The 22,385-nt window shown below is 65.0% G+C and carries 27 protein-coding genes; 9 read left to right on the top strand and 18 right to left on the bottom strand.

Annotation, left to right across the window (positions count from 1 at the left end; genetic code table 11):
- Positions 1-305: 305 nt before the first annotated feature.
- The 4 genes from XH80_RS36375 to XH80_RS36360 are packed head-to-tail and all read right to left on the bottom strand — an operon-like array spanning position 306 to position 2,553.
- On the bottom strand, positions 306-1,193 hold the full coding sequence (locus XH80_RS36375) for a metallophosphoesterase (protein WP_271602764.1): 888 nt from the start codon (positions 1,191-1,193) through the stop codon (positions 306-308).
- Positions 1,190-1,579 (bottom strand): hypothetical protein, encoded by a 390-nt coding sequence (locus XH80_RS36370; protein ID WP_271602763.1) that lies wholly within the window; start codon positions 1,577-1,579, stop codon positions 1,190-1,192. Before XH80_RS36370 ends, XH80_RS36375 begins: the two co-directional genes overlap by 4 nt.
- Positions 1,576-2,142, bottom strand: coding sequence for a metallophosphoesterase (locus tag XH80_RS36365; protein ID WP_271602762.1), 567 nt, complete (start codon positions 2,140-2,142; stop codon positions 1,576-1,578). Before XH80_RS36365 ends, XH80_RS36370 begins: the two co-directional genes overlap by 4 nt.
- Positions 2,143-2,175: 33 nt before the next feature.
- Positions 2,176-2,553 carry a hypothetical protein gene (locus tag XH80_RS36360; RefSeq protein ID WP_271602761.1) on the bottom strand — a complete coding sequence of 126 codons (378 nt, stop codon included), beginning with the start codon at positions 2,551-2,553 and terminating at the stop codon, positions 2,176-2,178.
- A gap of 139 nt (positions 2,554-2,692) precedes the next feature.
- Between XH80_RS36360 and XH80_RS36355 the strand changes: the two genes are divergently transcribed.
- A complete protein-coding gene (locus XH80_RS36355) occupies positions 2,693-2,971 on the top strand; it encodes a hypothetical protein (protein WP_271602760.1) in 279 nt (92 codons plus the stop codon).
- On the opposite strand, the gene XH80_RS36350 is transcribed toward XH80_RS36355, so the two are convergent.
- A complete protein-coding gene (locus XH80_RS36350) occupies positions 2,940-3,452 on the bottom strand; it encodes a hypothetical protein (protein WP_271602759.1) in 513 nt (170 codons plus the stop codon). The two genes, XH80_RS36355 and XH80_RS36350, sit on opposite strands and share 32 nt — an antisense overlap.
- 167 nt (positions 3,453-3,619) lie before the next feature.
- Between XH80_RS36350 and XH80_RS36345 the strand changes: the two genes are divergently transcribed.
- From XH80_RS36345 to XH80_RS36310, 8 genes are all read left to right on the top strand, one after another.
- Positions 3,620-3,913: a hypothetical protein gene (locus XH80_RS36345; protein WP_271602758.1), complete on the top strand. Its 294-nt coding sequence runs from the start codon at positions 3,620-3,622 to the stop codon at positions 3,911-3,913.
- The gene (locus tag XH80_RS36340) at positions 3,903-4,043 is read left to right on the top strand and encodes a hypothetical protein (RefSeq protein ID WP_271602757.1); all 141 of its coding nucleotides are present in this window, start codon (positions 3,903-3,905) and stop codon (positions 4,041-4,043) included. The genes XH80_RS36345 and XH80_RS36340 overlap by 11 nt, the downstream gene beginning before the upstream one ends.
- 186 nt (positions 4,044-4,229) lie before the next feature.
- Positions 4,230-4,526: a hypothetical protein gene (locus XH80_RS36335; RefSeq protein WP_271602756.1), complete on the top strand. Its 297-nt coding sequence runs from the start codon at positions 4,230-4,232 to the stop codon at positions 4,524-4,526.
- Positions 4,523-4,900, top strand: a complete 378-nt coding sequence (locus XH80_RS36330) for a hypothetical protein (protein ID WP_271602755.1) — start codon at positions 4,523-4,525, stop codon at positions 4,898-4,900. Before XH80_RS36335 ends, XH80_RS36330 begins: the two co-directional genes overlap by 4 nt.
- The gene (locus XH80_RS36325) at positions 4,900-5,274 is read left to right on the top strand and encodes a hypothetical protein (RefSeq protein WP_271602754.1); all 375 of its coding nucleotides are present in this window, start codon (positions 4,900-4,902) and stop codon (positions 5,272-5,274) included. The genes XH80_RS36330 and XH80_RS36325 overlap by 1 nt, the downstream gene beginning before the upstream one ends.
- Entirely contained in the window at positions 5,274-6,011 is a 738-nt protein-coding gene (locus XH80_RS36320; protein ID WP_271602753.1) for a hypothetical protein, read from the top strand. The genes XH80_RS36325 and XH80_RS36320 overlap by 1 nt, the downstream gene beginning before the upstream one ends.
- A complete protein-coding gene (locus XH80_RS36315) occupies positions 6,008-6,583 on the top strand; it encodes a hypothetical protein (protein WP_271602752.1) in 576 nt (191 codons plus the stop codon). Before XH80_RS36320 ends, XH80_RS36315 begins: the two co-directional genes overlap by 4 nt.
- 1,142 nt (positions 6,584-7,725) lie before the next feature.
- Positions 7,726-8,457 carry a hypothetical protein gene (locus XH80_RS36310; RefSeq protein WP_271602751.1) on the top strand — a complete coding sequence of 244 codons (732 nt, stop codon included), beginning with the start codon at positions 7,726-7,728 and terminating at the stop codon, positions 8,455-8,457.
- A gap of 90 nt (positions 8,458-8,547) precedes the next feature.
- Here XH80_RS36310 and XH80_RS36305 read toward each other — a convergent pair whose 3' ends face one another.
- From XH80_RS36305 to XH80_RS36245, 13 genes are all read right to left on the bottom strand, one after another.
- Positions 8,548-9,867, bottom strand: a complete 1,320-nt coding sequence (locus XH80_RS36305) for a PQQ-dependent sugar dehydrogenase (RefSeq protein WP_271602750.1) — start codon at positions 9,865-9,867, stop codon at positions 8,548-8,550.
- A gap of 8 nt (positions 9,868-9,875) precedes the next feature.
- Entirely contained in the window at positions 9,876-10,313 is a 438-nt protein-coding gene (locus tag XH80_RS36300; protein ID WP_271602749.1) for a DUF2231 domain-containing protein, read from the bottom strand.
- Positions 10,314-10,455: 142 nt separating this feature from the next.
- Entirely contained in the window at positions 10,456-11,310 is an 855-nt protein-coding gene (locus XH80_RS36295; protein ID WP_237873093.1) for a formate/nitrite transporter family protein, read from the bottom strand.
- 417 nt (positions 11,311-11,727) lie between these two features.
- Positions 11,728-11,928, bottom strand: a complete 201-nt coding sequence (locus XH80_RS36290; RefSeq protein ID WP_271602748.1) for a hypothetical protein — start codon at positions 11,926-11,928, stop codon at positions 11,728-11,730.
- Positions 11,929-12,353: 425 nt separating this feature from the next.
- A complete protein-coding gene (locus tag XH80_RS36285; protein ID WP_237864859.1) occupies positions 12,354-13,220 on the bottom strand; it encodes a hypothetical protein in 867 nt (288 codons plus the stop codon).
- Between the two features lie 404 nt (positions 13,221-13,624).
- Positions 13,625-14,158: a DUF4142 domain-containing protein gene (locus XH80_RS36280; protein ID WP_271602747.1), complete on the bottom strand. Its 534-nt coding sequence runs from the start codon at positions 14,156-14,158 to the stop codon at positions 13,625-13,627.
- 140 nt (positions 14,159-14,298) lie between these two features.
- Complete coding sequence (locus XH80_RS36275; protein ID WP_271602746.1) at positions 14,299-15,375, bottom strand: SDR family oxidoreductase; 1,077 nt, start codon at positions 15,373-15,375, stop codon at positions 14,299-14,301.
- Complete coding sequence (locus tag XH80_RS36270; protein WP_271602745.1) at positions 15,353-17,044, bottom strand: GMC family oxidoreductase; 1,692 nt, start codon at positions 17,042-17,044, stop codon at positions 15,353-15,355. The genes XH80_RS36275 and XH80_RS36270 overlap by 23 nt, the downstream gene beginning before the upstream one ends.
- Entirely contained in the window at positions 17,034-17,693 is a 660-nt protein-coding gene (locus XH80_RS36265; protein ID WP_271602744.1) for a gluconate 2-dehydrogenase subunit 3 family protein, read from the bottom strand. Before XH80_RS36265 ends, XH80_RS36270 begins: the two co-directional genes overlap by 11 nt.
- Entirely contained in the window at positions 17,686-18,669 is a 984-nt protein-coding gene (locus tag XH80_RS36260) for a hypothetical protein (RefSeq protein WP_271602743.1), read from the bottom strand. Before XH80_RS36260 ends, XH80_RS36265 begins: the two co-directional genes overlap by 8 nt.
- A complete protein-coding gene (locus tag XH80_RS36255) occupies positions 18,666-19,775 on the bottom strand; it encodes an enolase C-terminal domain-like protein (RefSeq protein WP_271602742.1) in 1,110 nt (369 codons plus the stop codon). Before XH80_RS36255 ends, XH80_RS36260 begins: the two co-directional genes overlap by 4 nt.
- Before the next feature lie 2 nt (positions 19,776-19,777).
- Positions 19,778-21,553 (bottom strand): thiamine pyrophosphate-requiring protein, encoded by a 1,776-nt coding sequence (locus XH80_RS36250; RefSeq protein WP_271602741.1) that lies wholly within the window; start codon positions 21,551-21,553, stop codon positions 19,778-19,780.
- 91 nt (positions 21,554-21,644) lie between these two features.
- Positions 21,645-22,364: a DUF4396 domain-containing protein gene (locus XH80_RS36245; RefSeq protein ID WP_271602740.1), complete on the bottom strand. Its 720-nt coding sequence runs from the start codon at positions 22,362-22,364 to the stop codon at positions 21,645-21,647.
- Between the last annotated feature and the right edge of the window lie 21 nt (positions 22,365-22,385).

Below are 22,385 nucleotides of genomic sequence, written 5' to 3'. Positions count from 1 at the left end.
CGACGGCCGGTGCCCTTCAAGTTCAGTCAGATCGAGGAAAGTTAGTCCCTGGGACGGCGCTCTCTCGCCGGAGGCCGACGCTTACGTCTAGAGTAGTAGCCATCGGCCTGGCGGAAGCGCGCAACGCGACGAGCTACGAGCTCTGCGCGAGTCCATCATGACGGGCGGGGCAAACGACCCGCTGCGAGGCTCATGCCATGCGCCTCATGCCGGTCCAGGTTATTGCGCGACGACCAGCACACCGGCGATTTCGACCGAGGAAATCATCGACCAGTGCGACTCTCCTTTCGCCTGATTCAGCATGCTCAGATGTTCATCGTCAACGACTGGCGCGGCCCGATCTCGACGACGAGCGTCGGATCGAAATCGGGGTTCTCGCGCATGCCGTTCGCTAAGGCATATCCGCGCGGATTGCAGACCACGCGTGTACAACCTCCGATTGAGTAGTCAAGCGACTTGTGAACGTGGCCGTGCAACCAAAAGCTCGGCGCGTTCGGGCCCATCATCAAGGTTTCGATATCCTTGGAGCCATACAACCACGCGTGCATTCCAGGCTCGATCGACGATGCTGGGCCCATGTGCGATACGCAGACCGTCTCGCCGTCGTATGGTGTTTCAAGCACACGCGAGAAAAAGCGAAAAGATTCATCGTGCAGCTTGAGCCACTGCGACGGCGTGAAGCGATGGTCGCTGTTGCCGGCGCCCATGCGGATCTCCATAAAGTCGTTATGCTTGTCCCTGAGTGACCAGCGGTCGTCGCGCAGGCGCCCGTTCTGCGAAAAGTACATCGCCATCTTCCGCGACCAGCCGGGCGGCAGCAAGCTGAAGTCGGACCAAAACGTCGCGCCGGCGATGCGGATGCCCATATCATCCAGATGCAGCACATCGTTCTGCAGGAGATCGATGCCGACGGTCCCCGCGATCTCGCGTCCGCGCTCCATCTGATCTTCGTAAAATGTGTTCTCCTCGCCAGAGCCCGGCGGACCACGGTAAAAGCAATGATTGCCCGGCACGTAGACGCAGCGCCGCACACGATCGCAGAGGTTTTCCGCAATCCAGCGCAGCGAGCGCGTCATCGCATTCGTTGTGTCGCCGATCACGACCAACACGTCGGCCTCGATCGGCGGCGGCTTCAGATAGCCGTTGCACTCTTGGTCGATGTGCAGGTCTGACTGGACCGCGAGCAGCGTCAACCGAACCTCCACTTCGGTCCAGAGTCGCCCTCGGCACAATCGGGCAGGTCCTCGCCCGGGGAAAGTACCTTCGAAAAAAGCAGCAACCACTGCTGCAGCGGCTGCACGGAGCGGACACCGTCGATGCGGCCTCCGGAGACGACGCCGGCGATTAGCTTGATAATCGCCGCCGAGCTCGCCCGCAACAGGTGGCCCAGCTCGTCGACGTTGAGACCCGCGAGTGAGTTCATGATGCCCATGGACATGCGCGGCGCGCCGGGGCTCGCTACCTGACGACGCGCCCAGACGCCGACCTGCCGCGCTCTCCGGCGCTCGTCGAGATCGAGAGCACGCTGACGCTCGCGGGGACCCAGCGGGTTGTCTGTGTCGGCTGTCCCGACGCTCACGGCTTCACTCCATCGTTCTCGAAGTCGTTGCCGCCCTCGGGATCGAGCAGCGGCGGCAGCTGCGCCAGGCGTTGCTTGATCTGGTTGAGCCTCACTGGCGCCAAGCCCATCACGTCGACGCCGATGTCCATGCTCTGGCTGTTGCCGGGCAGGCGGCCGTGGTGGTGACCATAGAGCATCCAGGCGCCCCGGCGGATGCCGGGCCAGCTACGCAGCGCGTAATGGCACAAGACCACGCGCTGGCTGTCGATCGACAAGAAGGCCATCTGGTTGATCGTCTTCCACGGCAACGCGAGCGTGTCAGGGCCGTCATGGTTGCCCACGATGAGGTGCTTCTCGCCGGGCAACGAATCGAACAGCCGCTTCAGCTCCTTCGGATCATCCGCGCGGTGCGCAAAGTCGCCGACCACGATTACCTCGTCATTCGGCTTGACGACCTTGCGCCAGGCCGACGCCATGGCGTCATTCATCTCGGAAATGTTCGCGTAGGGACGCGTATCCGGGCAGAACTTCAACATGGCGCCGTGGAAGAAATGGCAATCGGCAGTCAAGAACGTGCTCACTGCACCCTCCGCTTGACCTCAAACCACATCGCCTTAGCCCCCGCGAAGTCGGCGGGGTTGACGTGCGTGTCGGTGTCGTCGTCGCCCTCCCCGGGTTCGTAGATCAGCTCCGCGAGCCCTCCACTCGACCTTGGCGACGTCGGTCTTCGAAGCGTCCTCGACGCCTTCGATCTCGGCCTTCGCCTTGGCCTCACCCTCGGCGAAGTGCTGCTCCACGTACTGGAGCGCCGAGCGCAACGCGCTCTTCGCGTCGACGAGCCAGTGGCTGGCGGTCTCGATAATGTGCAGGTCGATGCGCGCCTCGATCTCGTAGGCCATCGCGGTGATGTGGGAAACGTGCAGCGCGCCGTCGGTCGCCGACAGATCGATGCCGCCGGACATCGCGCCGGCGGCAAGGTTCTCGTCAGTCATGGTTGCTCTCCCGTCTGGTAAATCGACCGATCGTTAAAGAATTGGACCGGCGATTAACGAATCCTAAGATGAATGTGACATAATGTCTACTAACGTCGGACAAATCTTGTCCCGGCGCGACAATCGTAAGGAGCCCTCGGTGAGCCACACGAACTTCAACCCCAGCACCTTCACCGCCGGCGCCGTCGGCGGATCCTTGACCCTCGCTGGCGCGTTCGTCGGTGCGGTGCAGTCCGCCGCCGAGCGCAACACCGCGAACCAGTGGGCGCGCTACAACCGCGATCAGGTCGAGAAGTTCTTGAACGTCTCGGAGCTGCTGCGCGAGCACGCGGTGCGCCGCGCCGAGCGCGCCGAGGCCGAGCTCGACGCGCTCAATCGCCTCGCGCTCAAGCGGGCCGGCGTGCTGGTTCGCAGGTAGCGTCGACGGCGAAGACCGGAGCCGGCTCGCGATGGGCCGGCGACCACTCCTTCACCGGCGCCAGTGTCTGCACCTTCCGCACGCCGGGCAGCCCGCACAGGCCGCGCGCATGCGCCTGAATAACTTGTTTTTCTGCAGAAACAATGGTTTCCGCCTCCTTCGCCGTTAGGCCCGGCAGCCACGACTTCACCGGCCGAGGCAGCCAGGCCGGCACCGCGACGGGGCCGTCGGCGATGAGGGACTCTACGCACCAGTGCCAGATTGCCCGCGCGATCTTCGCGTAGTTGTCCTGCTCCTCGGCGTCGGCAGCGGCGAGTTTGACGGCGAGATCCTGGACCTCCGGCAGGTCCTCGGCCGGAGGCGCAGCGCCGCTACCGAGCAGCGCGCCGACGACGCGGCCGGGGATCGAGATGGCGGCGCGAATGAGCGCGACTGCGGCGCGCAGGGCGGCGCCGATCGCGAAAACGATGTTCTTCAGCATGTGATGACCTCCTCTTCTTACCGCCCATCGTTGCACGGTCGGCTGCAAGGCGGAAACGCACCGGCCACCTGATAGGATTCGAAACCGGACTTGACACCCACCAGCGTCGGACGCATTATGTTCGACGAGTGCCTAACTATGGCACATAGAAATGCAAGAAATCGAGTGTGAAGGAAGCCCCGCAAACCCTGGCCGAGCGCATCGACCTCGTCGCGACGCCGCTCTACGGCGCGTCCGGGCGCATGACCAGACTGGCCGCCGGATTGGGCATCAGCCGCTCGCGCCTGTTCGATTACCGGCGCGGCGCCCGTACTGCCCGCGACATCGACGGCATGCTTATCGACCTGATCGACCGCGAGCGCGACGCCGCCGCCCGCGTCACGGCGTTGACGGCGCTGCGCAACCAAATGCTGGTCCTCATCGGACGCGCTCGCCGCCAGGAGAAGCGCGATGCAGCTTGATCTCCTCGCCTGGCCCGCGCCGTTCGTCGAGCCACCGAACTCGACAATGCGGTGGACGGTCGCCGAGGAAGACCGGCTCACGGAACTCTACGTCGAGACCGGCGGGATATCCGCGCCATCGCCGCGATGATGGGCCGCAGCGCCACGGCGATCTGGACCAAAGCGAGCTACTGGGCCTCGCGGTGACCGGCAACCACGTCAAGCTGCGCAAGTGCCTCGGTGACGGCTGCGCCAAGAAGTTCCTGAGCCCCGACAAGGGCGTCAGGATCTGCGGCCACTGCAAGATGAACAAACACCTACAATGGGGAGCCTTCTGATGTCCGTGATCAACATCTCCGACCACCGCAAGCCTGAGCCTTGCGTCGTCCACGTCGACCGCACGCTCGTCGTGTTCGGCCGCGAGTACACGGTTCGCCGCAGTACCTGGGGCAACAACAAGAACGGCGGCTGGTTCGGAGTCCGAGACAGCGACGGCCGGATGCTGTTCGTTCGCGGCGGCGACCTGCCAGATAAGGTCATCGCGGACCTCATCGGCTGCTGGGTCGATGGCTATGGCGTCGGCTGCACGGAAGCCGCGCGCGCCGCCGTCCGTGCCACGGGAGACATCGCATGAGCCAGCAGCACACCGAATTCTACCTCTGGTTCGTGGCCGCGCTGCGTGTGATCGACCGCCAGCGCTGGCGTCGCCGCGGCGAGAAGCTGCTGAACGTGGATCCCGGCGATCTTGACCTCGTCGATAACCCCGAGCTTGCCGAGAGCGACCTCTGCTACATCGAGGATCTCGTCTCGAAAGCTATGCGGGACAAGGTCGCCGAGCTCCGCGCCAAGGCAGACGAGATCGAGTGCGCCGCCCGCGTCTTCGAGGGCAAGGCCGCCGGCCGCCGCTTCGCGGTCAAGACCGCGGCGCTGACGGAATGGAACGATATCGTCGACGCGTTCGCGCGCGAAGTGCTCGCTAACATGAACGTGCAGCAGGAGGCGGCCTAATGGTCGGAGGATTTCCCAAGCGCGCGTCGGCGCCGAAGCCCGTCGAGATCGAGGCTCCTGAGGTGGAGTTCGACGAAGACGGACGCCGCGTGATCACCGATCCGGTCGTGCCGGCCCCGCGTCCGCCGCCGACATATGCGCGGTCGCTGCCGCCGATGCCCGGTCCGCGGCCCGGAGCGCTGCCGCCCCCGCCGCCGGCGAAGCCCGGTCCTCGCGTGGGCGCACTGCCGCCGCCGCCGAAGGCCGCGACGCCGGCGCCGGCCGCCGCCAAGCGCCCCTCCCCGGCGGCACCGTACGTGCGCCGGCCGCCGACGACGCGTCTCGATCCGAACGACGTTCCGCTCGGCAGTTATTCCGACCACTGGGGCAAATGATGCAGGCAGAGCTCGACTTCGGCGTCTACGCCACGGCGCAGAGCAACTGGGCGCGTCGGAAGAACGCGCCGCCGCAGCCGGACGCCGACGGCCTGTTCGACGCCAACGGCGTCGACGTCATCTGCGGGCGGCGCCAGTGCTACTTCGAGGGCGGCAGCGACCTGTTCGGAACGGTGCAGTTCAAGGAGACGCGCGTCCCGCTGACCGCGATCGCGCCGGGCAAGTGGGATCCGGTCGCCGTGCTGGCGGCATGCACCAGGGCCCACGGCAGTCGGACTTACGAAGTCGACTACGCCACGGCGAAGCCGGAGAACCCCGGCGGGCTCGATGAGATCAAGATCGCGCGCGTCGTCGGCGCCGATGGGACCCGGCCGTACCTGTCGAAACCGGGCCGGTATTTCGAGGCTGCCTATGGAGTGTGGGCGCCGGTTTATCGGCCTCTGGAGATCGAGCAAGGATTTCGCGAGACATTCCGCGCTCGCGTGGGAAGGCCGACGTGGGCCTTCCGCAAGCTGTTCGAAGGGTTCCCTCTCTGCGAAGACGAGCACCACCGCTTCACCGGCGACCACCGCGTCCGGCGCGCGCTGCGCGCCCTCGAAGACGCCGGCCTCGTCAGGATTGAGCTCGGCCCGCGCGGCGGTATGACGCCGGCCCGCTGCGCCTGGACGGCGCGCGCCTATCTGGCGCCGGCCCAGCTCGCTCCCGCCGACGAGGAAGCCTTGGAGATGCTGGCATGAAGCGGACCGACGAGAAGATCCTGCAGGCGCTCGCCGCCGGCTGTACGCTCCACGACGTGTATGAGGCCGGCTACAAATACCGCCGCGCGTTTTACTGGCAATATGTGCAGAACCCCGATGGATCTAACAAGAAGACCGTCTCAAAGTGTGCAGTCCATCGGCTGGAATCGGCCGGAATGATCGAGGCCTCCGAGCCCCGCGGCCCATGGGGCGTCAACCACAAGATCACGCTGTCACTCACCGTCGCCGGCGCCGAGCGCGCAGCGGCGCTCCCGTGTCTCGATCTCGATAAGCATTTCGCCGAGAAGCCGGTCTACCTGAAGCCCGCCGTTCGCGCGCTGCTCGAAAGGATCCGCACCGGCGTCGACGCCAGCGCAGACGGCTGGTTCGACCTCATCGCCGACGGAAGCAAGGAGTCCATCTACACGTTCACGCTATGGAGGATGCGCGATCTCGGGTTCGTCGCAGAGCGTCCGGGGCGGAAATTCTACGGGTCGTCCTATTTCTGGACGATAACCGACGCCGGCCGTGCGTACCTTGACGCAAAGCTCAAGGTCGCCAAGTTCGCCTGACGCCAGCACCCCTGCACCTCCTCGCCGCGATGTCGCGCGGCTCCGTGCTCACAGAAGTCCAGGGCTGGTACCTGCTGGAGCGTCCGGGGCAAGAAGGCTGCGAGCGAGTGCACGCGCGCGGCGCCAACACGCTGCGCCGTCTCGGCCTCATCGAACGCGAGGGCGAATTCAAGTGGGCCGTTTCCGGCGCCGGCAGCGCCTGGTTGGCCCGAACTGGAATTGCGGCGAAATCTGACAAACTTTCGAGGCAGACGCGTCCGGAGTCAGGTAGTAACGGGGGGTGTCGAGGCGGATGGCTTTAAAATAGCGCCTGTCACGTGTAACGCTCCTCGGCATCGAACGGTGCGCGCACGGCATGGTACCGTGAGATAATGGGAAGCTAACTGGCTTAACTTCCCACGGCAGCAGGGTCGGCGGACTAGGCGTTATGTAAGAACGGAGGGGCAAAATCTCGATTATGCCCCTCCCTTCTTACCTCGCGAGCGCGTCCGACCGCAGAAAACGCGATCGCGGCGCAGAAAACGGATTAGATCGGGGTGCCACGGCAGAAAACGGATTTGCCATAGCCGTCGGCGCCTTCGAGCAGGCGCTGGATTCTAGCGACAATTAAGTTTTGGCTAGACAATTAAGCCTTGGCAAAACGGACTCGGCTTTCGGCGCGTTTTTGTGGGCGCTGAAAGGGCTGCTGGTAGTCCCTTCGAGATCAGCGCACGGCTGATGGCGGTTCGAGACCTGCGAGCCGTATCGCTACCGCGAGGGCATCCCTGGCGAACGCGAGGTCAGCGAATCGGACGTACTCGCACCGCTCCGCCGCATTCGCGACCACTCGAACACTCTTCGATCGATTACCGTGTCCCACCCTCGGGCGCGGGCCTGCGAGCCTCGCGCGGCAACCTCGTTCGCGGGGTCATATGGGCGGTGACGCGAGCTCGGAAGCAGGCCGCGTCCTTGAGAAGCATCGGCAATTTTCCTTGGGGACAAATTCCTGAATGACGCGTCTTGAGAGCTTAGCTTCCCACTGCGATTTGCCCGCCACTTTTGATCCGGCCATGCTGATGTGTCGGCCGCCGACCAGATAAACCGGGCGGTCCCGAAGCCGGATGTGCTCGCGGGCAAAGTGCTCGGTGAAGGAAGAGGAAGCTATGATCGAGCGTGAGGAATGGCCGGAGCGATCAGTCTTCAACAGGATCAAAGCGATCTTGATCGATCCCCAGATGAAGTCGGTCGCCAGAATCGACATCAGCAAGAATGCGCGGCTGGCCCACTATTTTGGCGCGAAACCGCGAGCGGCCATGAAATTTCCGAAGGGCGACGTCTTGTTTGCAGGAATCGAAGAGCGCGAGGAGGCGTTTACGGTTGGAGGATCTCGGCCGATCCCGGGACCTGCTCTGATCGTGGGCCGGCGCAGCGGACCCGGAGAGCGCGGTCCGGTACACGTTCGCCTTGCCGAGGTGGTCACGATGGTCCGTTGGACAACCGTAGACGTGCCTCCCAAGCCGCCGGCCACCGTGCGAGCAATCGTGATCGATCCGGAGCAGGGTCTCATCGATGAAGTGGTGATCGCAGCAAACAGGCTTGCGCTAGTGGGCGTATTGGGTGGCCAGGTCGATTCGTACATGCGCGTTCCCGGGAACGACCACGTTGTGTCGCCCGCGATCGGCCCGGAGACGCCTTGGTCCTGGCGAAAGGACGATCTGACGTTCGCCTCTCGATGCGTGCTAGTCGGTCACGATTCAGAGACCGGCTATCTAGCCGACGCTGTGACGTGCGTAGAGAACCTGCGGAACAGCGTTGCGTTTCGGGGGCCTGACGGAAGTTGCTGGACCAGCTACGCGGATCGTAAGGCGCAGGCGGAACGGTCGCCGGTGGAGTAGGCCGCCGGGCTCGATGCACTCGCGAGACTCGGTCTGTTTCGAGGCGCTTGGCGCTTATTCGACCTGATCCCGGGCAGGGGGTTGGGGGCGCTAATTTCCCGTCTTTTGCCAAGACCGGCCCGCGCTGACGCGCCAAACGGCGTTGCCGGTATCGTCGGCGACTAGCAGCGCGCCGGTGCGGTCCAGGGCTACGCCGACGGGCCGGCCCCGCACCGTCTCGTTGTCGCTGCCGAGGAATCCGGTAACGACCGGGACGGGTTTGCCCTCCGGCCGACCGTTCACCAGCGGCACGAAGATCACCTGATATCCGTTGACCGGGCTGCGGTCCCAACTGCCGTGCTCACCGACGAAGAAGCCGTTATCGAATTGTGGCGACAGCGTCTGGCCTTTGCTGAAGGCGAGGCCGAGTGCGGCGACGTGAGAGCTCAGGCCGTAATCGGGCTTGACTGCTTTGGCGACCAAGTCGGGTCTTTGCGGATGGACCCGGACGTCCACGTGCTGACCCCAGTAGCTGTAAGGCCAGCCGTAAAAGGCGCCCTCCTGCACCATGGTGAGGTAGTCCGGAACGAGGTCGGGACCGATCTCGTCCCGCTCGTTCACGACCGCGAACAGCCCGCCTGTGTCGGGATCGACGGCCAGATTGGTCGGATTGCGTGTGCCCGACGCAAAGATGCGCTTCGCGCCGGTCAAGCGGTCGATCTGGTAGATAGCCGCGCGCCCCTCTTCCGCGTCGAGGCCGTTCTCGGTGATGTTGCTGTTGGAGCCGACGCCGACATAGAGCTTGGATCCATCGGGACTGGCGGCCATCGCTTTGGTCCAATGGTGGTCGATCGGTCCGGCCGGCAGATCCGCGAGCTTCACGCCGGGCTCCGTGATCTTGGTCTGACCGAGCGCGTACTTAAACGCCATGATCGCGTCCGTGTTGGCCACATAGAGCGTGCCGTCCACGTAGGACACGCCGTAGGGCGAATGAAGTTGGTCGACGAGGACCGTCTGCTGCTCGGGCTTTCCGTCGCCGTCGGCGTCGCGAAGTAGGGTGATGCGGTTGCCGCCCTTGCCGGCCGTTCCGGCCCTCGCCTTCACCTTGCCCTGGATGAAGTCCTTGGGTCGGAAAGGCGTGGTGCCGGGACTGTTGCCCTCGACGACAAGCACGTCGCCATTCGGCAAAGGATAGACGATGCGAGGGTGCATCAGCCCCGTCGCCATTGCCTGAACCCTCAATCCTTCGGTGACGGCTGGCGTCTCCCCCGGTTTCCAGCCCACTTCCTTGGGAACGCTCATGGGCGGCAACAGATAGTTCTGAGGCTCCGGAAGGTAGGGATCCGCCCCGTACTGTCGCAGGGGATCGCCCCCTTGGTCGCAGGCGGTCAAGGCGATAACCGCGCATAAGGCCGGCAAGGCTCGAAGCATTGCATGAGTCACAGGCGCTCTCCGGTCGCAGTGGTACGAACCGTGGTCACCCTCCAACCGGTGGCGGCGGCCGACAGGAGCAAAATCGTCACGACCGCGGAGAGCAAAATTCCTTGCGGCACGACGGAGGTCCAGGCGTCGCGGCTGTGAACAAAAACATTGAGGAGCGACAGGAGGGCCGCCACCGCCACGAGCAGGAAGGGTATCCAATCGACCCGTCCGGCTCGGCCGGTGAGAAAATCGATGATCAAGACGATCGTGGCGACGAGAGCCAATACGAGGCCTGCCGCAATTAACCACGCCGACGAGTTCGCCCACTGCCAATTCGATGTATTCCAGTACATGATATCGGTCGCCAAGCCAGCGATTAGCAGGGTTGATCCGGCGCCGATGAAGCCGGGATGGAGCAGTGATTTGGGACCGACTCCGGGCGCCAATCTGGCCATGTGTTCTCCGAAACATTGCGGCCGCCGCCGCAAGTCGGCGTCCAGCGACTAATTCTGCCTCCAGATGTTTCGTTCCTTTTACCCTCACGCTCGCCAAAAAATGTGTGGATTTAGCCCTGTGAAGCGCGAGGCGCGATCTGGATCAGGTTCCCGTTTCGATTTCGTTGCGGACCTGCCCGTGCGCCACGACAGCGAACAAGCCGGTCCCGCCGATGAGATTGCCGAGGAGAGCCGGAAGTATAAAGCCGCAGGTTGCGGCGATCGTGGCCTGCCCGGTTAGCATCAGCAACCAGGCTTCTGCCGAACCCGCTACGACGTGACTAAACCCTCCCAGCGCTATCGCGTAAGTAACGATCAGGATGACCCAGAACTCGCTGCCGCGTGCGTTCGGCAGTGTCCAGGCGATCGATGCGATGAGAAAGCCCGCCGGTGTGGCGAGTAGCAGCGTCGTTAGCCAATCGTGGGCCATGATCGGTGTTGAAACTTCGATGGCTGCGACAAGCTGATCGGGCCTGACGACGATGCATCGCGCGATCAAGAAGGCGACGAACATGGTGCCAGCCATGTTCGCCACGAATACCGCAATCCACAGCCGGAGCAGGCGTCGCAGATTGCGAAAAGTAGGATGGGTTGCGAGCGGCAGGACCGCCGTCACCGTGCTTTCCGTGAACAACTGAAGTTTGCCCAGAATGACGATGATGAAGCCAACCGGATAGCCGAGGAAGACAACTAGGTCGGCCCACTCGGCTTTCGGCAGATGCATGTGAAGCGACGCCTCGACCAGAAGCGACGCGGAGATCGCCACGCCAGCCGCAAAGCCGGAAAGTATCAGCGATTGAAGAGGTCGGCTGAGTTCTTCGTCTCCCTGCAGCCGTACTACCTCGTGGACGACCTTCGCGGACCCGGAACTCATCTCGCCCACCGATCTCTTGTCGTCGTCGGACATGGTGATCGACGGTTGTTGCTCGCTCTCTGGGGGTCTTCTCTTGTCGGACATATTTTATTTCCGGTTCTTATCGATGATAGCCGTGCCGCCAGCCGTGTGCCGGGGCGGCCCCGCGCCGCGCCAAGCAACCGGGACTGAAGTTCGATCCTGGGTCGAGTAGCTGTGATCGGTGGCGAAGTGTGCTTACTCGTGCGAGAGCCTAAAGATTTCGCCCGGCTTGAGCTCGACTTCTTCGAACATCCTTTGCTGCTTTTCGGAAAGCACGGCTGGAAGTATTTGCGCTGCCCAGCCCTCCGGAACTGCCGCGAGGACCAGCGTCACAGCCTGATTTGGCTTAGCCAGGGCAAGCCAAATCTCGTTTGTGGACCCCGTATCAGAGGTCGCTTCTATGAGAGTGAACTCCTGACCGAACGATTCTGCATGAGGGTCAACGCCCCCTTGGAGCAACAGTTGCTGGGTTCAGTGGCCTCAACCGGGCGGCTTTAATCCAGGCGACTTCAGCCACTCGCTCATATGCGAGCCAGTCTCACATTGCCGGGCCTTCCGGATGACTTGCTCGCGTGCGGGCCCGTGTGGAAGCAATCTGGCTTGTTCGCGCAGGCGTTTTGCCTCTCCGGCAAGCCGCTCTTCCAACGATTTCGTCTGCTTGAAACGACGCCGCTTCAGCATGGCGCTGCTCCCTTGCTCGAGAGGGCGAGAGCGCTATCGGCGTTCTCATCACAGCCAGTAGCCAGAACCGGGCTGTGATGTGCACAACCGTGCGCCCATGCCAGTAGCCGCGCAATGCCTATGTTTCGCACCCGTTCCGGAGCTCTTCAGGAACGGCTCAGGGCGTAAGCGGCTAAGTCCGATGATTAAGTCCAAAAGTATCTCCACCGAGTTCAATGAGCTTCTATGCTCACGACCGGCGCAGGCGCTGGCGTGGAGTGTGTTGAACGTCGGCCGTCGTGTTGCAGGCCCCGAGGGGGGACAGGGCGGCCGCCGCACGCCTAAAGCGCGCGACGGCCGTGACGTCACCGAAGCAGCATAATCAGGATGATGAGTGGGATCGGAATGCCGACGAGCCAAAGCAAAATGGGCATAGTTCTAACTCCTCAGTTTATTGCCAGTGATGATTGAGCGGTCGCGGAGCGTTTCTTCCCCCATGTCCCGTCGCGAAGTCCGCCGCCTTCCGTGGCGGCAAGAGTCGCGGAAAATGCACCGATGAACAGCGACAGTGTCAGCCAGATGGCCGTTTGCATCGCGGCCTTGCGAGCGGCATCGAGGTCGGCCTTGGCTTGGGTCACGACGTCGTTCACGCGCTTCTCGGCATCGGCCTGGCTGAGGCCGGTGCGCGCGGCCACTACTTTGGCGATGTAGGCCCTGTCGTTCGCGTTCACATCGCTTCCGGTACGGAAGTCGGTAGTCAGCAGGCGCACCATCTCTGGCCGCGGATCAGATTGTCCCTGTGGCTGTGCGGACGGATCGTTGGGACGGAGCAGCGTGTCGACGTAACCGGCCATCGGTCCGGAGTTCGCGGCGCTCGCCGCGCCCTGAGCGGCGCCGTCGAGAGCGTTGCCGAGAAGCGTAGTGGCGGGTGAGGCCAACAGCATCGCTCCGAGGACGGATGCGACCGCCCAGGCCAGGAAGCCGTGGGCCGTGTCCCTGAACAGGACCTCGGTCGTGTGGACGCCGACCCACTTCGTCCGGAGACGCCCGGCGAGATAGCCGCCGATCGAGGAGGACAATATCGCCATCACGATGAAATAGAGGCCGGTGCCGATCTTGAACGTCGTCGCCGATACGCCGGAATTGCCCCACGGCGACACGACCGCGAAGCCCATGCCCAAGCCGAAGGACAGCAGGACGAGGGTTATGGCGAGCGAAGCCGCGGCACCCGCCAATACGGCTGCCCATGACACGCCGGCAACCGACGGTTCGACGATCTCCTTTGCCGCCGTCTGTGCGAATCCTTCTGCCATGGAGCTTCCTTCCTTGAGACATTGATGCCCAAGAAATGCGCAGCTTGGCGGTAAGTTCCTCCGATGAAACTTGCGAGACCACGACTTGAGCCATCCCCGGCGATTTCGATGCCAGTGGCGTCGCGAGCGGCGGCCCATTGAGATTGGAGGTCGCCACTCCGGGCGGACGAAGGATGAGCCGACGAGATCGCCCATCAGGTTGGCGACGGCCGTGACGTCGTCGCCGAAAGAGCGTCGGATCAGTCCGTTGGCCTCCCGCGTCCGCTGGGGGCGCCCCGGGCCGGCTGCGCCTTGGCACCGACCGTTGCAAGTGCACGCCAGGCGCATGCGACAACGAGAATTCTGCTCACGAAAATTTCTGAACTTTATCGCTATTCACGTCATCGCAGCGACGTCTACCAGCTCTACCGGGACGCGCTCTTCTGAAGGGACTTGGCTGTCTCCAAATGCTTTTGCAGCACCGGAATCGTCTGCTTGGCGAAATCGGCGACGGGTGACTGCGATTTTGCTTCCCTCTGAAACTTGCGCACGTCTTCCTCGTGGTCCTTCACCATGCTACGCGCGAAGGCGGCATCGAATTGCGCGCCGGACAGCCCATTCAGCTTGTCGTAGATCGCCTTCTGCTTGTTGCTCGGCTCGCTCGGCGCCTCGACGCCCTGCGCGTCGGCGAGCTGCTGCGCCTGCTTCAGATTGTCCGAGTGGTCCTGCTCGAGCATCTTCCCGAACTGCTTGGCCTGGTCGCTCTGCGCCTTCTGCTGGGCGAGCTGGCCGACCTTCACTTCGGAGAGGTCGCCCTGGATGGCTTCGACCAGGAAATGCTGATCGTGCTTGCTGGCCTTGCCTTGCGGCGCGGCGGATGCGCCTGCAATCGTCATGAGACAGACACCGGCGACGGCGACGACGCCCTTCGAGATCTGATTTCGGACTTTGGTTTGCATGGTGCGCCTTCCTGATTGTTGCTTCGGGGATAGCGTCCGGGCGCGAGGTCGCGAAAGCCGACAGGGCGCGCGGGCTGTTCGTATCAACAAACCGGTCCCGCGCGGCGCGTTCCTATATCGGCGTGCAGAGCTAACCTTTGTTAGCGGTCACGCACCGTTCGCCGCACGAAGGCTTGCTTCGAACCGCGCCCTTGCGCCGTACTCGCGGCGAGCATCCCGGCAACGAGCGCAACACACCCTCCGATCAGCACCGGCGCAATCCGCGCGACCCCGCCGCTCGTCACCACCGCGTGATCACCCGCTTCCTTGCCGAACCGTCCGCGGGTCCGATGCAGTGAGGCGACCGGCGTCATCAGATTGTCGGCGCGATCGGATCCGACCGGCTGCGCCGTTTCCTGCCCCTTGAAGGCCACCTTGGCCAGATAGCGGTCCAGGAAGGCCGGCAGCAGCATGTTGCCGAGGATTACCTTTAGCGTACTGGTGCCGATCCAGACTTCGCGGCGCGGCTGGCGCACCGCCTCGAACACGGCCCGCGCGATCACCTCGGGCTGGAAGACCGGCGCGACCGGGCGCGGCTGCCGCGGCATCCGCGTTCGCGCCCAGTCGAATTGAGGCGTGTTGACCGCGGGCAATTCCATGATCGTCAGCCGGATCGCGCTGCCCTCGTGCAGCAATTCGGTCCGCACCGCATCGGTGAAGCCCCGGATCGCATGCTTCGCGCCGCAGTAAGCCGATTGCAGCGGAATCCCGCGATAGGCCAGCGCCGACCCGATCTGGATGATGTGGCCGCGGTCATGCGGCCGCATGTGGCGCAGCGCGGCCATGGTGCCGTGAACCTGGCCGAGATAGGTGACCTCGGTGATCCGGCGAAACTCTTCCGGCGTCATCTGCCAGACCGGCGCAAACATCGTCACCATGGCATCGTTGACCCAGACGTCGATGCCGCCGAAGGCGTGGGCGATCGCCTCGGCCGCGCCGAACAGGGCTTCGGGGTCCGCAACGTCGGCGGCCGCGACCACGGCGGACCCGCCGAGCTCGCTAACCTCGCGCGCGACCGCCTCCAGGGCGCCGACATCGCGGGCGATCAGTCCGATGCGCCAGCCCTCCCGCGCGAACCGGTGCGCAATGGCGCGGCCGACGCCGGCGGACGCGCCGGTGATCACCACGACTTTGAGCGTGCGCTGGCCGTGCCCCTCACCGGGCAGCTTGTGCTGCATAGCTTGCTCTCCTTGCAGGTTGATCCAGCTCGCCCCGGCGCGCGAGCTGGCGGATGCGATCGGCGGTCCGGCAGGCAATGGCCTGGATCGTCAGGGACGGGTTGGCGCCACCCACGGTCGGGAACACCGAACCATCGCAGATCCAGAGATTGGGGATGTCCCAGCTCCGGCAATCCGCATTGACGACGCTGCTGGCGGGATCGCTGCCCATCCGCGCGGTTCCGTTGAGATGGCAGGTGTCGTCGTCCTGGGTCCAGATGTCCCGCGCGTCGGCGGCCTGCAGCGCCTGCGTCATGAACTTCAGTGCATGCGCGATCAGGCGCTTGTCGTTGTCGCACCAGGAATAGGTGACCCTCGGGATCTTCAGCCCGTACTGGTCGACCTCGTCGGCGAGCGTGACCTTGTTGCTCTCCTGCGGCAGCATTTCGCCGACGATCTTCAGCCCCGCGACGTGGTTGTAGTCCTGCATGTCGGACATCAGACGCGCGCCCCAGAGGCCGCGCGCGGCCATCTGCGTATTGGCCCAGAGCTGGGGCAGCGGGCCCTGGCTCATGTAGCTGTAGCCGCCGAAGAAGTCCTTGCCCTTGTCCTCGTAGTTCCAGTGCTCGGTGATCGCGAGCGAGGGCGGCCCCTTGTACGATCGGATCTCCTGGTCCATCAGGCCCCAGACGGCCTGGTTAGACTGCGCCATCAGATTCTTGCCGACCAGGCCGGAGCTGTTGGCGAGACCGTCGGGGAATTGCCCGTTGGCCGAATTCAGCAGCAGCCGCGGCGTCTCGATCGCGTAGCCGGCGACGACGACGTGCCGCGCCCGCTGGAAATGCCAACGGCCATCGCGGTGGAAGCGCACGCCAGTCGCGCGTCCGGCCGCATCGACCTCGACCCGGCCGACCATCGCGAGATCGCGGATCTCGGCGCCGGCCGCCAGCGCACGCGGGATCCATGTCACAAGCGCGCTCTGCTTGGCATTGGTCGAACAGCCGGCGACGCAGAAGCCGCGATAGACGCAAGGATGGGCCAGCCCGCGCGGCGCCGACAGCGTCGCGAGCGGCGTTTCCGTCCAGCCGATGCCCAGCGCCTCGCAGCCTTTGGCGAGCACGCGCGCCGCGGCGTTGAGCGGATGCGCACGATAGGGATAGCGCGGCCGCGGCGGGCCCCAGGGATAGTTGACGGGGCCGGCGATCTTCAGGGCCTGCTCGACCTCGCGGTAATAATCCCACATCTCGCGCCAGTCGAGCGGCCAGTCCGCGCCATAGCCGAGCAGGCTGCGCGACTTGAACCATTCGGGGCGAAAGCGCAGCGACACCATCGCGAAATGGACAGTGGAGCCGCCGACGGCCTTGCCGCTGTTGTTGCTGCCGAGCTGGAGCGGATTGACGCCGTCGACGATGCGGTCGTCGGTCCAGTACAGCTTGGTCTGCTCGGATTCGTCGGACGCGAAATCCTCCAGCGGGCGGAAATACGGGCCGGCGTCGAACGCGACGACGGAGAAGCCGTACTCCGCCAGCTTGCAGGCGAGCGTACCGCCGCCCGCTCCGGTCCCGACGATGGCAAAATCAACCGTGTCGTCGTCCCGGTACTCGCGCATCGGCACCCAGCCGCCGGGCCGGAACACGTCCGGTGCCCGTCCGCGCCGCGCCCGCGGGGTGTGCTGGGGATCATCGAACATGGCGATTGATCCGGCGCACCTCGGCGGCGTCGCCGCGCTCGGCTTCCGCCGCTTCCCAGGGATCGCGCTCGTCGAAGTCGAGGCGCACATAACCGCGCGGGCTCGCCGGGCCGCCCCATCCGATCTCGCTCCAGGCGGCCGGATGGGCGTAATAGGCGAGCACGATGTCGTGCGCCATACGCCGCTTGAAGAAGTCTGCCGGCGACATGCGGCCCCAGGCCGGCGAACTCATGTCGCCGCCCTGCATGCGGCCGAGGAGACTGTCCTGCCGCGCTGCATCGATGGCGTGGAACGGCGCGCCATAGGCGGCCTGCGCCTCCGCATCGAGCGCCTGCAACCCCTGCCGCCACGCTTCCCGCTCACGCGGCATGCCCTCGGGCCGATAACCGTCCGAGGCGCCGCGGAACAGCTTCGCGTCGACCAGCGCCGCGACCGGAACAAGCGGGCGCCCGTCCGCTTGCGGAACGATCCTCGCCGCCACCGCCGTGACGGTGCGAAATTCGTCTGGCGTGAAGAAGCTCGGTTCGGCGGGCACGGCGAGGCGCTGCGACACGACGCGGCGGGTCTGCTCGTTCCAGGACAATCCCTGGCGCTTGGTCAGCACATCGTAGCCGGGGTAACGAGGCTGGGGGCGGCCGCGATCATGCATCGGGATGGTCCTCCATGAGTCCGAGCGCCGCAAGGCCGGCGAGCGCGAGGCCGGCGAAGCTCGGCGGCGCCGGAAGCGGCGGCCCATTGAGGATGTTCTGGCTCCAGTTGCGCCAGCCGCCCATGTTGCGCGACACGCCATAGGCATGAAACCCGACGCCGGCAAATCCCATCGCCGCGAGCACGCGCATCCACCCGCGCGTCGCGCGATGCTGCTGCCCTGGACCCGCCAGCGCCGCCCGGCCGAGCAGCGCGGCACCCAGCGGCGGCAGCGTCACCGGCAGCAGCATGAAGGGGTTGTGAAAGGCGCCGCGGAAATGCAGCAGGCCCGCCTCGCCGCTGGTGCCGAGCAGGCCGGCGCCGATCACCGCCGCCAGGGTTCGTCCGGCTGGCAATCGGAAGATTTCGGGCCGCGTTCCCTTTCTGCTCTCGCGCACGCGCTCCGAGCAGAAGCCGAGCAGGCCCGACAGCAGGATCGCCAGGGGTGCGCCGATCGGCGCGCCGTAAAAGACGTTCTGCCAGCTGAAGCCGCCCACCTTCTTGCCGACGTTGTAGATGTGGAAGCCGGTCCCGATCAGGCCGGTCAGCGCGGCCGTCAAGTAGGTCGCATCCCTAAACCAGTGGGCAGCCGGCCGCGCGTCGGCGGTGCCGTGCAGACTGGTGGCGAGGGTCGATGCCGAGACGATCAGTGGCGTGTACATCGCCTTGTTCTTGAACGATCCCCGGTAGTGCTCGACGCTGCTGTCGGCGAGGACCGAAGCGGCGAGAACGCCGGCCGCGCGGTTCAAGCGCCGCGCGGCGACGACGGTCGGGCGTTTCCGCGAGGTGCGCCGCAGAGGCAGCGCCGCGGCGCCGCCTTTCCGATGTCCGTCTACAGGCGCGCGATCGGCCGCGAGCAGTAACACCGAGCCGGCCAACAGACCCGCGATGGCAAGGCCCGCGTTGACGGATCCGCGATCGGCATCGAACTCGGTCATGCCGCCTCCGACACGGCATAGCGCGCCGCATCCTTGTGCTTGAAGGTCAGCCCGTTTCCGGGCCGCGACGGATCGGGGCGGATGCGGCCGGCGGCCGGCACCGGTGCGCCGTCGAACAGCATGTGTTCGATTCGGACGTGATCGTGAAACCATTCGAGATGGCGCAGGCGCGCCGCGGCGCAGGCGACGTGGAGATGCAGCGCCGGCGCGCAGTGTCCCGACAGGTCGACCTGAAACGCCTCGCACAGCGCCGCGATCCGCAGGAACGCGGTGATGCCGCCGCAGCGGGTCACGTCGGCCTGCTGCACATCGACGGCCCGGGCCTGCAACATGCCCCGCACATCGTCGATCGTGTAGGAATACTCGCCGGCCGCAATGTCCATTCCGACCGGCGCGCGTTGGCGAACGTCATGAAGCCCGGCGAGGTCGTCGGAGGAGACCGGTTCCTCGAACCAGGCAACCTCGTGTTCGGCGAACAGAGACGCTTGCTGCAGCGCCTGCCGTGGACCATAGGCGCCGTTGGCATCGACGAACAGGGCCGCACGTTGACCGATGGCCGCGCGGGCGAGACGGACGCGTTCCGGGTCGTCCGCAGGGTTCGATCCGACCTTCATCTTGACGAAGGCGCAGCCGTCGCGGTCGACCCATCCGGCGAGCTGCTCGCAGAGCTCGTCGTTGGAATAGGAGGTGAAGCCGCCGCTTCCATAGATGGGCACCGAATCACGCAGGCCACCCAGCATCACGAACAACGGCAGATCGAGCAGCCGGGCCTTCAGATCGTGGATCGCGCTGTCGAGTGCCGAGATCGCCGTCGCCGCGAGCCCGCGCTGGCCGAGATTGCGGACCGCGCTCAGCATCGCCGCGTAGGCGGCGGGCGGATGCAGCGCGTCGAGGCCGGTCACAACGGAGGCGAGCTTGCCTTTGATCAGACCGACCAGCGATGCGCTCGCATAGGTGTAGCCCAGGCCGGTCCGGCCGCCGCCGGACACCTCGACGGCGACGAGCGTCGTCGAATCCCAGCTGATGGTCCCGTCCGCTTCCGGCCTGTCGGTCGGAATCCTGAAGGCCGTGGCACGGACATCGTCGATGCGAGCGCCGGACAACACGATCATTCCTTTCCGGGCAGGACGTTAGCCAGCAGCTCCTTGGCGCTGTTCTTGAGGACGCTCCCGAGCTCGGGCTCGGAGGGAATCATGCTGACGAAATTCTTGGCGTCCTTGAGCGTGATGTGCGGCGGCAATGGCGGCACGTTGGGATCGGTAAAGGCCTCCAGGATCACCGGCCGGTCCGCCGCCAGCGCCTCGTCCCACGCCGCGCCGACGCGATCCGGGTGATCGACGAAGATGCCCTTCAGCCCGATCAGCTCGGCGTAGCGGTGGTAGGGAAAGTCGGGAATGCTCTGGGTGGACTCGGTCTTGCCGGCGCCGAGCTGGACCCGCTCCTCCCAGGTGACCTGGTTGAGGTCGCGGTTGTTGAGCACGAGCACGATCAGGCGCGGGTTCGACCATTTCCGCCAGTATTTGGAGATCGTGATCATCACGTTGAGGCCGTTCATCTGCATGGCGCCGTCGCCCATGCAGGCGATCACGGTGCGGTCCGGGTAAGCCATCTTGCCGGCAACGGCATACGGCGTACCCGCACCGAGCGAGGCCAGGCCGCCCGACAGCGAGGCCTTCATGCCGCGGCGCATCTTCAGGTCGCGCGCGTACCAGTTCGCGACGGATCCCGAATCCGCCGTGATGATCGCGTTGTCGGGCAGCCGCGGCGACAGCTCCCAGAACACGCGCTGCGGATTGAGCGGCTCCGCCGAGGTCATGGCGCGCGCCTCCAGCGTCTGCCACCAGTCCTTCAGGCCGCTTGCGATGCCGCGCCGCCACGCAGACTCCGTCTTCTGGCTGAGCAGCGGCAGCAAGGCCCGCAACGTGGTCGCGCTGTCGCCGACCATGTTGATCTCCATCGGGTAGCGCAGGCTCAGCCGGCTGCCGTCGATGTCGATCTGCACGCCGCGCGCGTCCCCGGGCTTCGGCAGGAACTCGCTGTAGGGAAACGAGGAGCCGACCATCAGGAACGTGTCGCAGTTCTTCATCAGGTCCCAGCTCGGCTTGGTGCCGAGCAGGCCGATCGAACCGGTCACGAAAGGCAGGTCGTCGGGCAGCGCGGCCTTGCCGAGCAGCGCCTTGGCGACGCCGGCCTGCAGGCGCTCGGCGACCGCCACGACCTCGTCGGTGGCATCGAGTGCGCCGGCGCCGACCAGCATGGCGACCTTCTCGCCGCTATTGAGCACGTCGGCCGCGGCGCGAAGCAGGCTCTCGTCCGGCAGCTTCGCGGGTCCGGCGTAGCCGATGCCGGTATGCGTCGCGCCATGCGCCACCGGCGGGTCCTTGTAGTCGAGCTCCTGCAGATCGTTCGGCAGGATCACGCAGGTGACGGCGCGCTTGACATGCGCGATGCGCACCGCGCGATCGATCAGATGGCGCACCTGCTCCGGAACGCTCGCCAGCGCCACATATTCGGTGACATCGGTGAACAGCGACTGCAGGTCGACTTCCTGCTGATAGCTGGCGCCGAGCCCGCTGCGGGCCTGCTGGCCGACCAGCGCCACCACGGGGACGTGATCCATCTTGGCATCGTAGAGCCCGTTCAGGAGATGGATCGCGCCGGGGCCCGAGGTCGCGTAGCAGAGGCCGACCTGTCCGGTGAACTTGGCATGCGCCGAGGCCATGAACGCCGCCATCTCCTCGTGCCTGACCTGGACATAGTCCATCTTGTCGCCGGCCCGCTCAAGCGCGACATCGAGCCCGCCGACGCCGTCACCGGGATAACCGTAGACGCGGTTCAAGCCCCATTCCGACAGGCGATGCCACACGAATTCGCTGACATTCATGACATGTGCTCCAGATCAGCCGACCTACGCGCTTCCAACGTCGCGTCAGGTTGAATGTTGCAACGTGAACGCGTTTTAAGCTGCAGCGCAGCTACATGCGCTCCTTGACGCCGGTCGCGATGAGCCACCAGTTGACGGGATAGCTCGTGGCAAATCCCGCGAGCATCGCGATCTGCATCATGAACCAGAACTCGGGCATGACGGGCTCGAGCTTCACGCCGAACGCGTGCCGGAAGATTGCGAACTGCGCGACGGCCATGACGCCGTACATGCCGACCTGCCAGGCCGTGAGGGACAGCGTGTCGGCCTTCACCGCCTGGACGATTCCTTCGCCCGGCGAGAGGCCTCGCATCGGCTTGATCGTGAAGTACTGGAAGGCGACGCCGATCACGAAGGCGAACACGAAATCCACCACCCAGATCGCGTAGATCTTCTCCGTGAACAGGCTCTTCCATCCCGCCCAGATCGCAATCACCGGAAATACCAGCGCAAGGCCTTCCGCAATGAGATCTCCCAATGTGCAGCCGGCCCCGCAATGCATGGCGCCCTTGGCGACCATGACGGGAAACGGCGTCTTTCGTCCTTTGTCGCCGCGCATCCTATCGTCTACGACGCGCGATGCGAGCCGTCCGAAGCGATAGTACAACCACAACGTCAGTACGGTACCGAACAGAGCGTTCACCGGCCAGACCACGTTCATGATCCACATGCGCTGGGGATGGCGCGCGAGGTCGACCGCGATGACGATCGCGCAGGCGATCCCGGCGAGCAGGCAGACCTGCGTCACGACGTGAAGCCAGTCGGGGATCATGGTCGTCCTTCTTGTTCGGAG

Origin of the sequence: Bradyrhizobium sp. CCBAU 45384 (genome assembly GCF_028128665.1) — a bacterium.
Taxonomy (GTDB): Bacteria; Pseudomonadota; Alphaproteobacteria; order Rhizobiales; family Xanthobacteraceae; genus Bradyrhizobium; species Bradyrhizobium manausense.
The sequence above is the reverse complement of the archived record's forward strand: the minus strand, read 5'-3'. Positions and strand labels throughout refer to the sequence as shown.

Coding starts and splice junctions, on each gene's coding strand:
- XH80_RS36280 (WP_271602747.1), bottom strand. CDS start 14,158: ATGCAAACCAAAGTCCGAAATCAGATCTCGAAGGGCGTCGTCGCCGTC.
- XH80_RS36290 (WP_271602748.1), bottom strand. CDS start 11,928: ATGCTGAAGCGGCGTCGTTTCAAGCAGACGAAATCGTTGGAAGAGCGG.
- XH80_RS36265 (WP_271602744.1), bottom strand. CDS start 17,693: ATGCATGATCGCGGCCGCCCCCAGCCTCGTTACCCCGGCTACGATGTG.
- XH80_RS36295 (WP_237873093.1), bottom strand. CDS start 11,310: ATGTCCGACAAGAGAAGACCCCCAGAGAGCGAGCAACAACCGTCGATC.
- XH80_RS36325 (WP_271602754.1), top strand. CDS start 4,900: ATGGTCGGAGGATTTCCCAAGCGCGCGTCGGCGCCGAAGCCCGTCGAG.
- XH80_RS36260 (WP_271602743.1), bottom strand. CDS start 18,669: ATGACCGAGTTCGATGCCGATCGCGGATCCGTCAACGCGGGCCTTGCC.
- XH80_RS36320 (WP_271602753.1), top strand. CDS start 5,274: ATGCAGGCAGAGCTCGACTTCGGCGTCTACGCCACGGCGCAGAGCAAC.
- XH80_RS36305 (WP_271602750.1), bottom strand. CDS start 9,867: ATGCTTCGAGCCTTGCCGGCCTTATGCGCGGTTATCGCCTTGACCGCC.
- XH80_RS36270 (WP_271602745.1), bottom strand. CDS start 17,044: ATGTTCGATGATCCCCAGCACACCCCGCGGGCGCGGCGCGGACGGGCA.
- XH80_RS36310 (WP_271602751.1), top strand. CDS start 7,726: ATGATCGAGCGTGAGGAATGGCCGGAGCGATCAGTCTTCAACAGGATC.
- XH80_RS36335 (WP_271602756.1), top strand. CDS start 4,230: ATGTCCGTGATCAACATCTCCGACCACCGCAAGCCTGAGCCTTGCGTC.
- XH80_RS36250 (WP_271602741.1), bottom strand. CDS start 21,553: ATGAATGTCAGCGAATTCGTGTGGCATCGCCTGTCGGAATGGGGCTTG.
- XH80_RS36245 (WP_271602740.1), bottom strand. CDS start 22,364: ATGATCCCCGACTGGCTTCACGTCGTGACGCAGGTCTGCCTGCTCGCC.
- XH80_RS36285 (WP_237864859.1), bottom strand. CDS start 13,220: ATGGCAGAAGGATTCGCACAGACGGCGGCAAAGGAGATCGTCGAACCG.
- XH80_RS36340 (WP_271602757.1), top strand. CDS start 3,903: ATGCAGCTTGATCTCCTCGCCTGGCCCGCGCCGTTCGTCGAGCCACCG.
- XH80_RS36275 (WP_271602746.1), bottom strand. CDS start 15,375: ATGCAGCACAAGCTGCCCGGTGAGGGGCACGGCCAGCGCACGCTCAAA.
- XH80_RS36350 (WP_271602759.1), bottom strand. CDS start 3,452: ATGCTGAAGAACATCGTTTTCGCGATCGGCGCCGCCCTGCGCGCCGCA.
- XH80_RS36360 (WP_271602761.1), bottom strand. CDS start 2,553: ATGACTGACGAGAACCTTGCCGCCGGCGCGATGTCCGGCGGCATCGAT.
- XH80_RS36300 (WP_271602749.1), bottom strand. CDS start 10,313: ATGGCCAGATTGGCGCCCGGAGTCGGTCCCAAATCACTGCTCCATCCC.
- XH80_RS36330 (WP_271602755.1), top strand. CDS start 4,523: ATGAGCCAGCAGCACACCGAATTCTACCTCTGGTTCGTGGCCGCGCTG.
- XH80_RS36315 (WP_271602752.1), top strand. CDS start 6,008: ATGAAGCGGACCGACGAGAAGATCCTGCAGGCGCTCGCCGCCGGCTGT.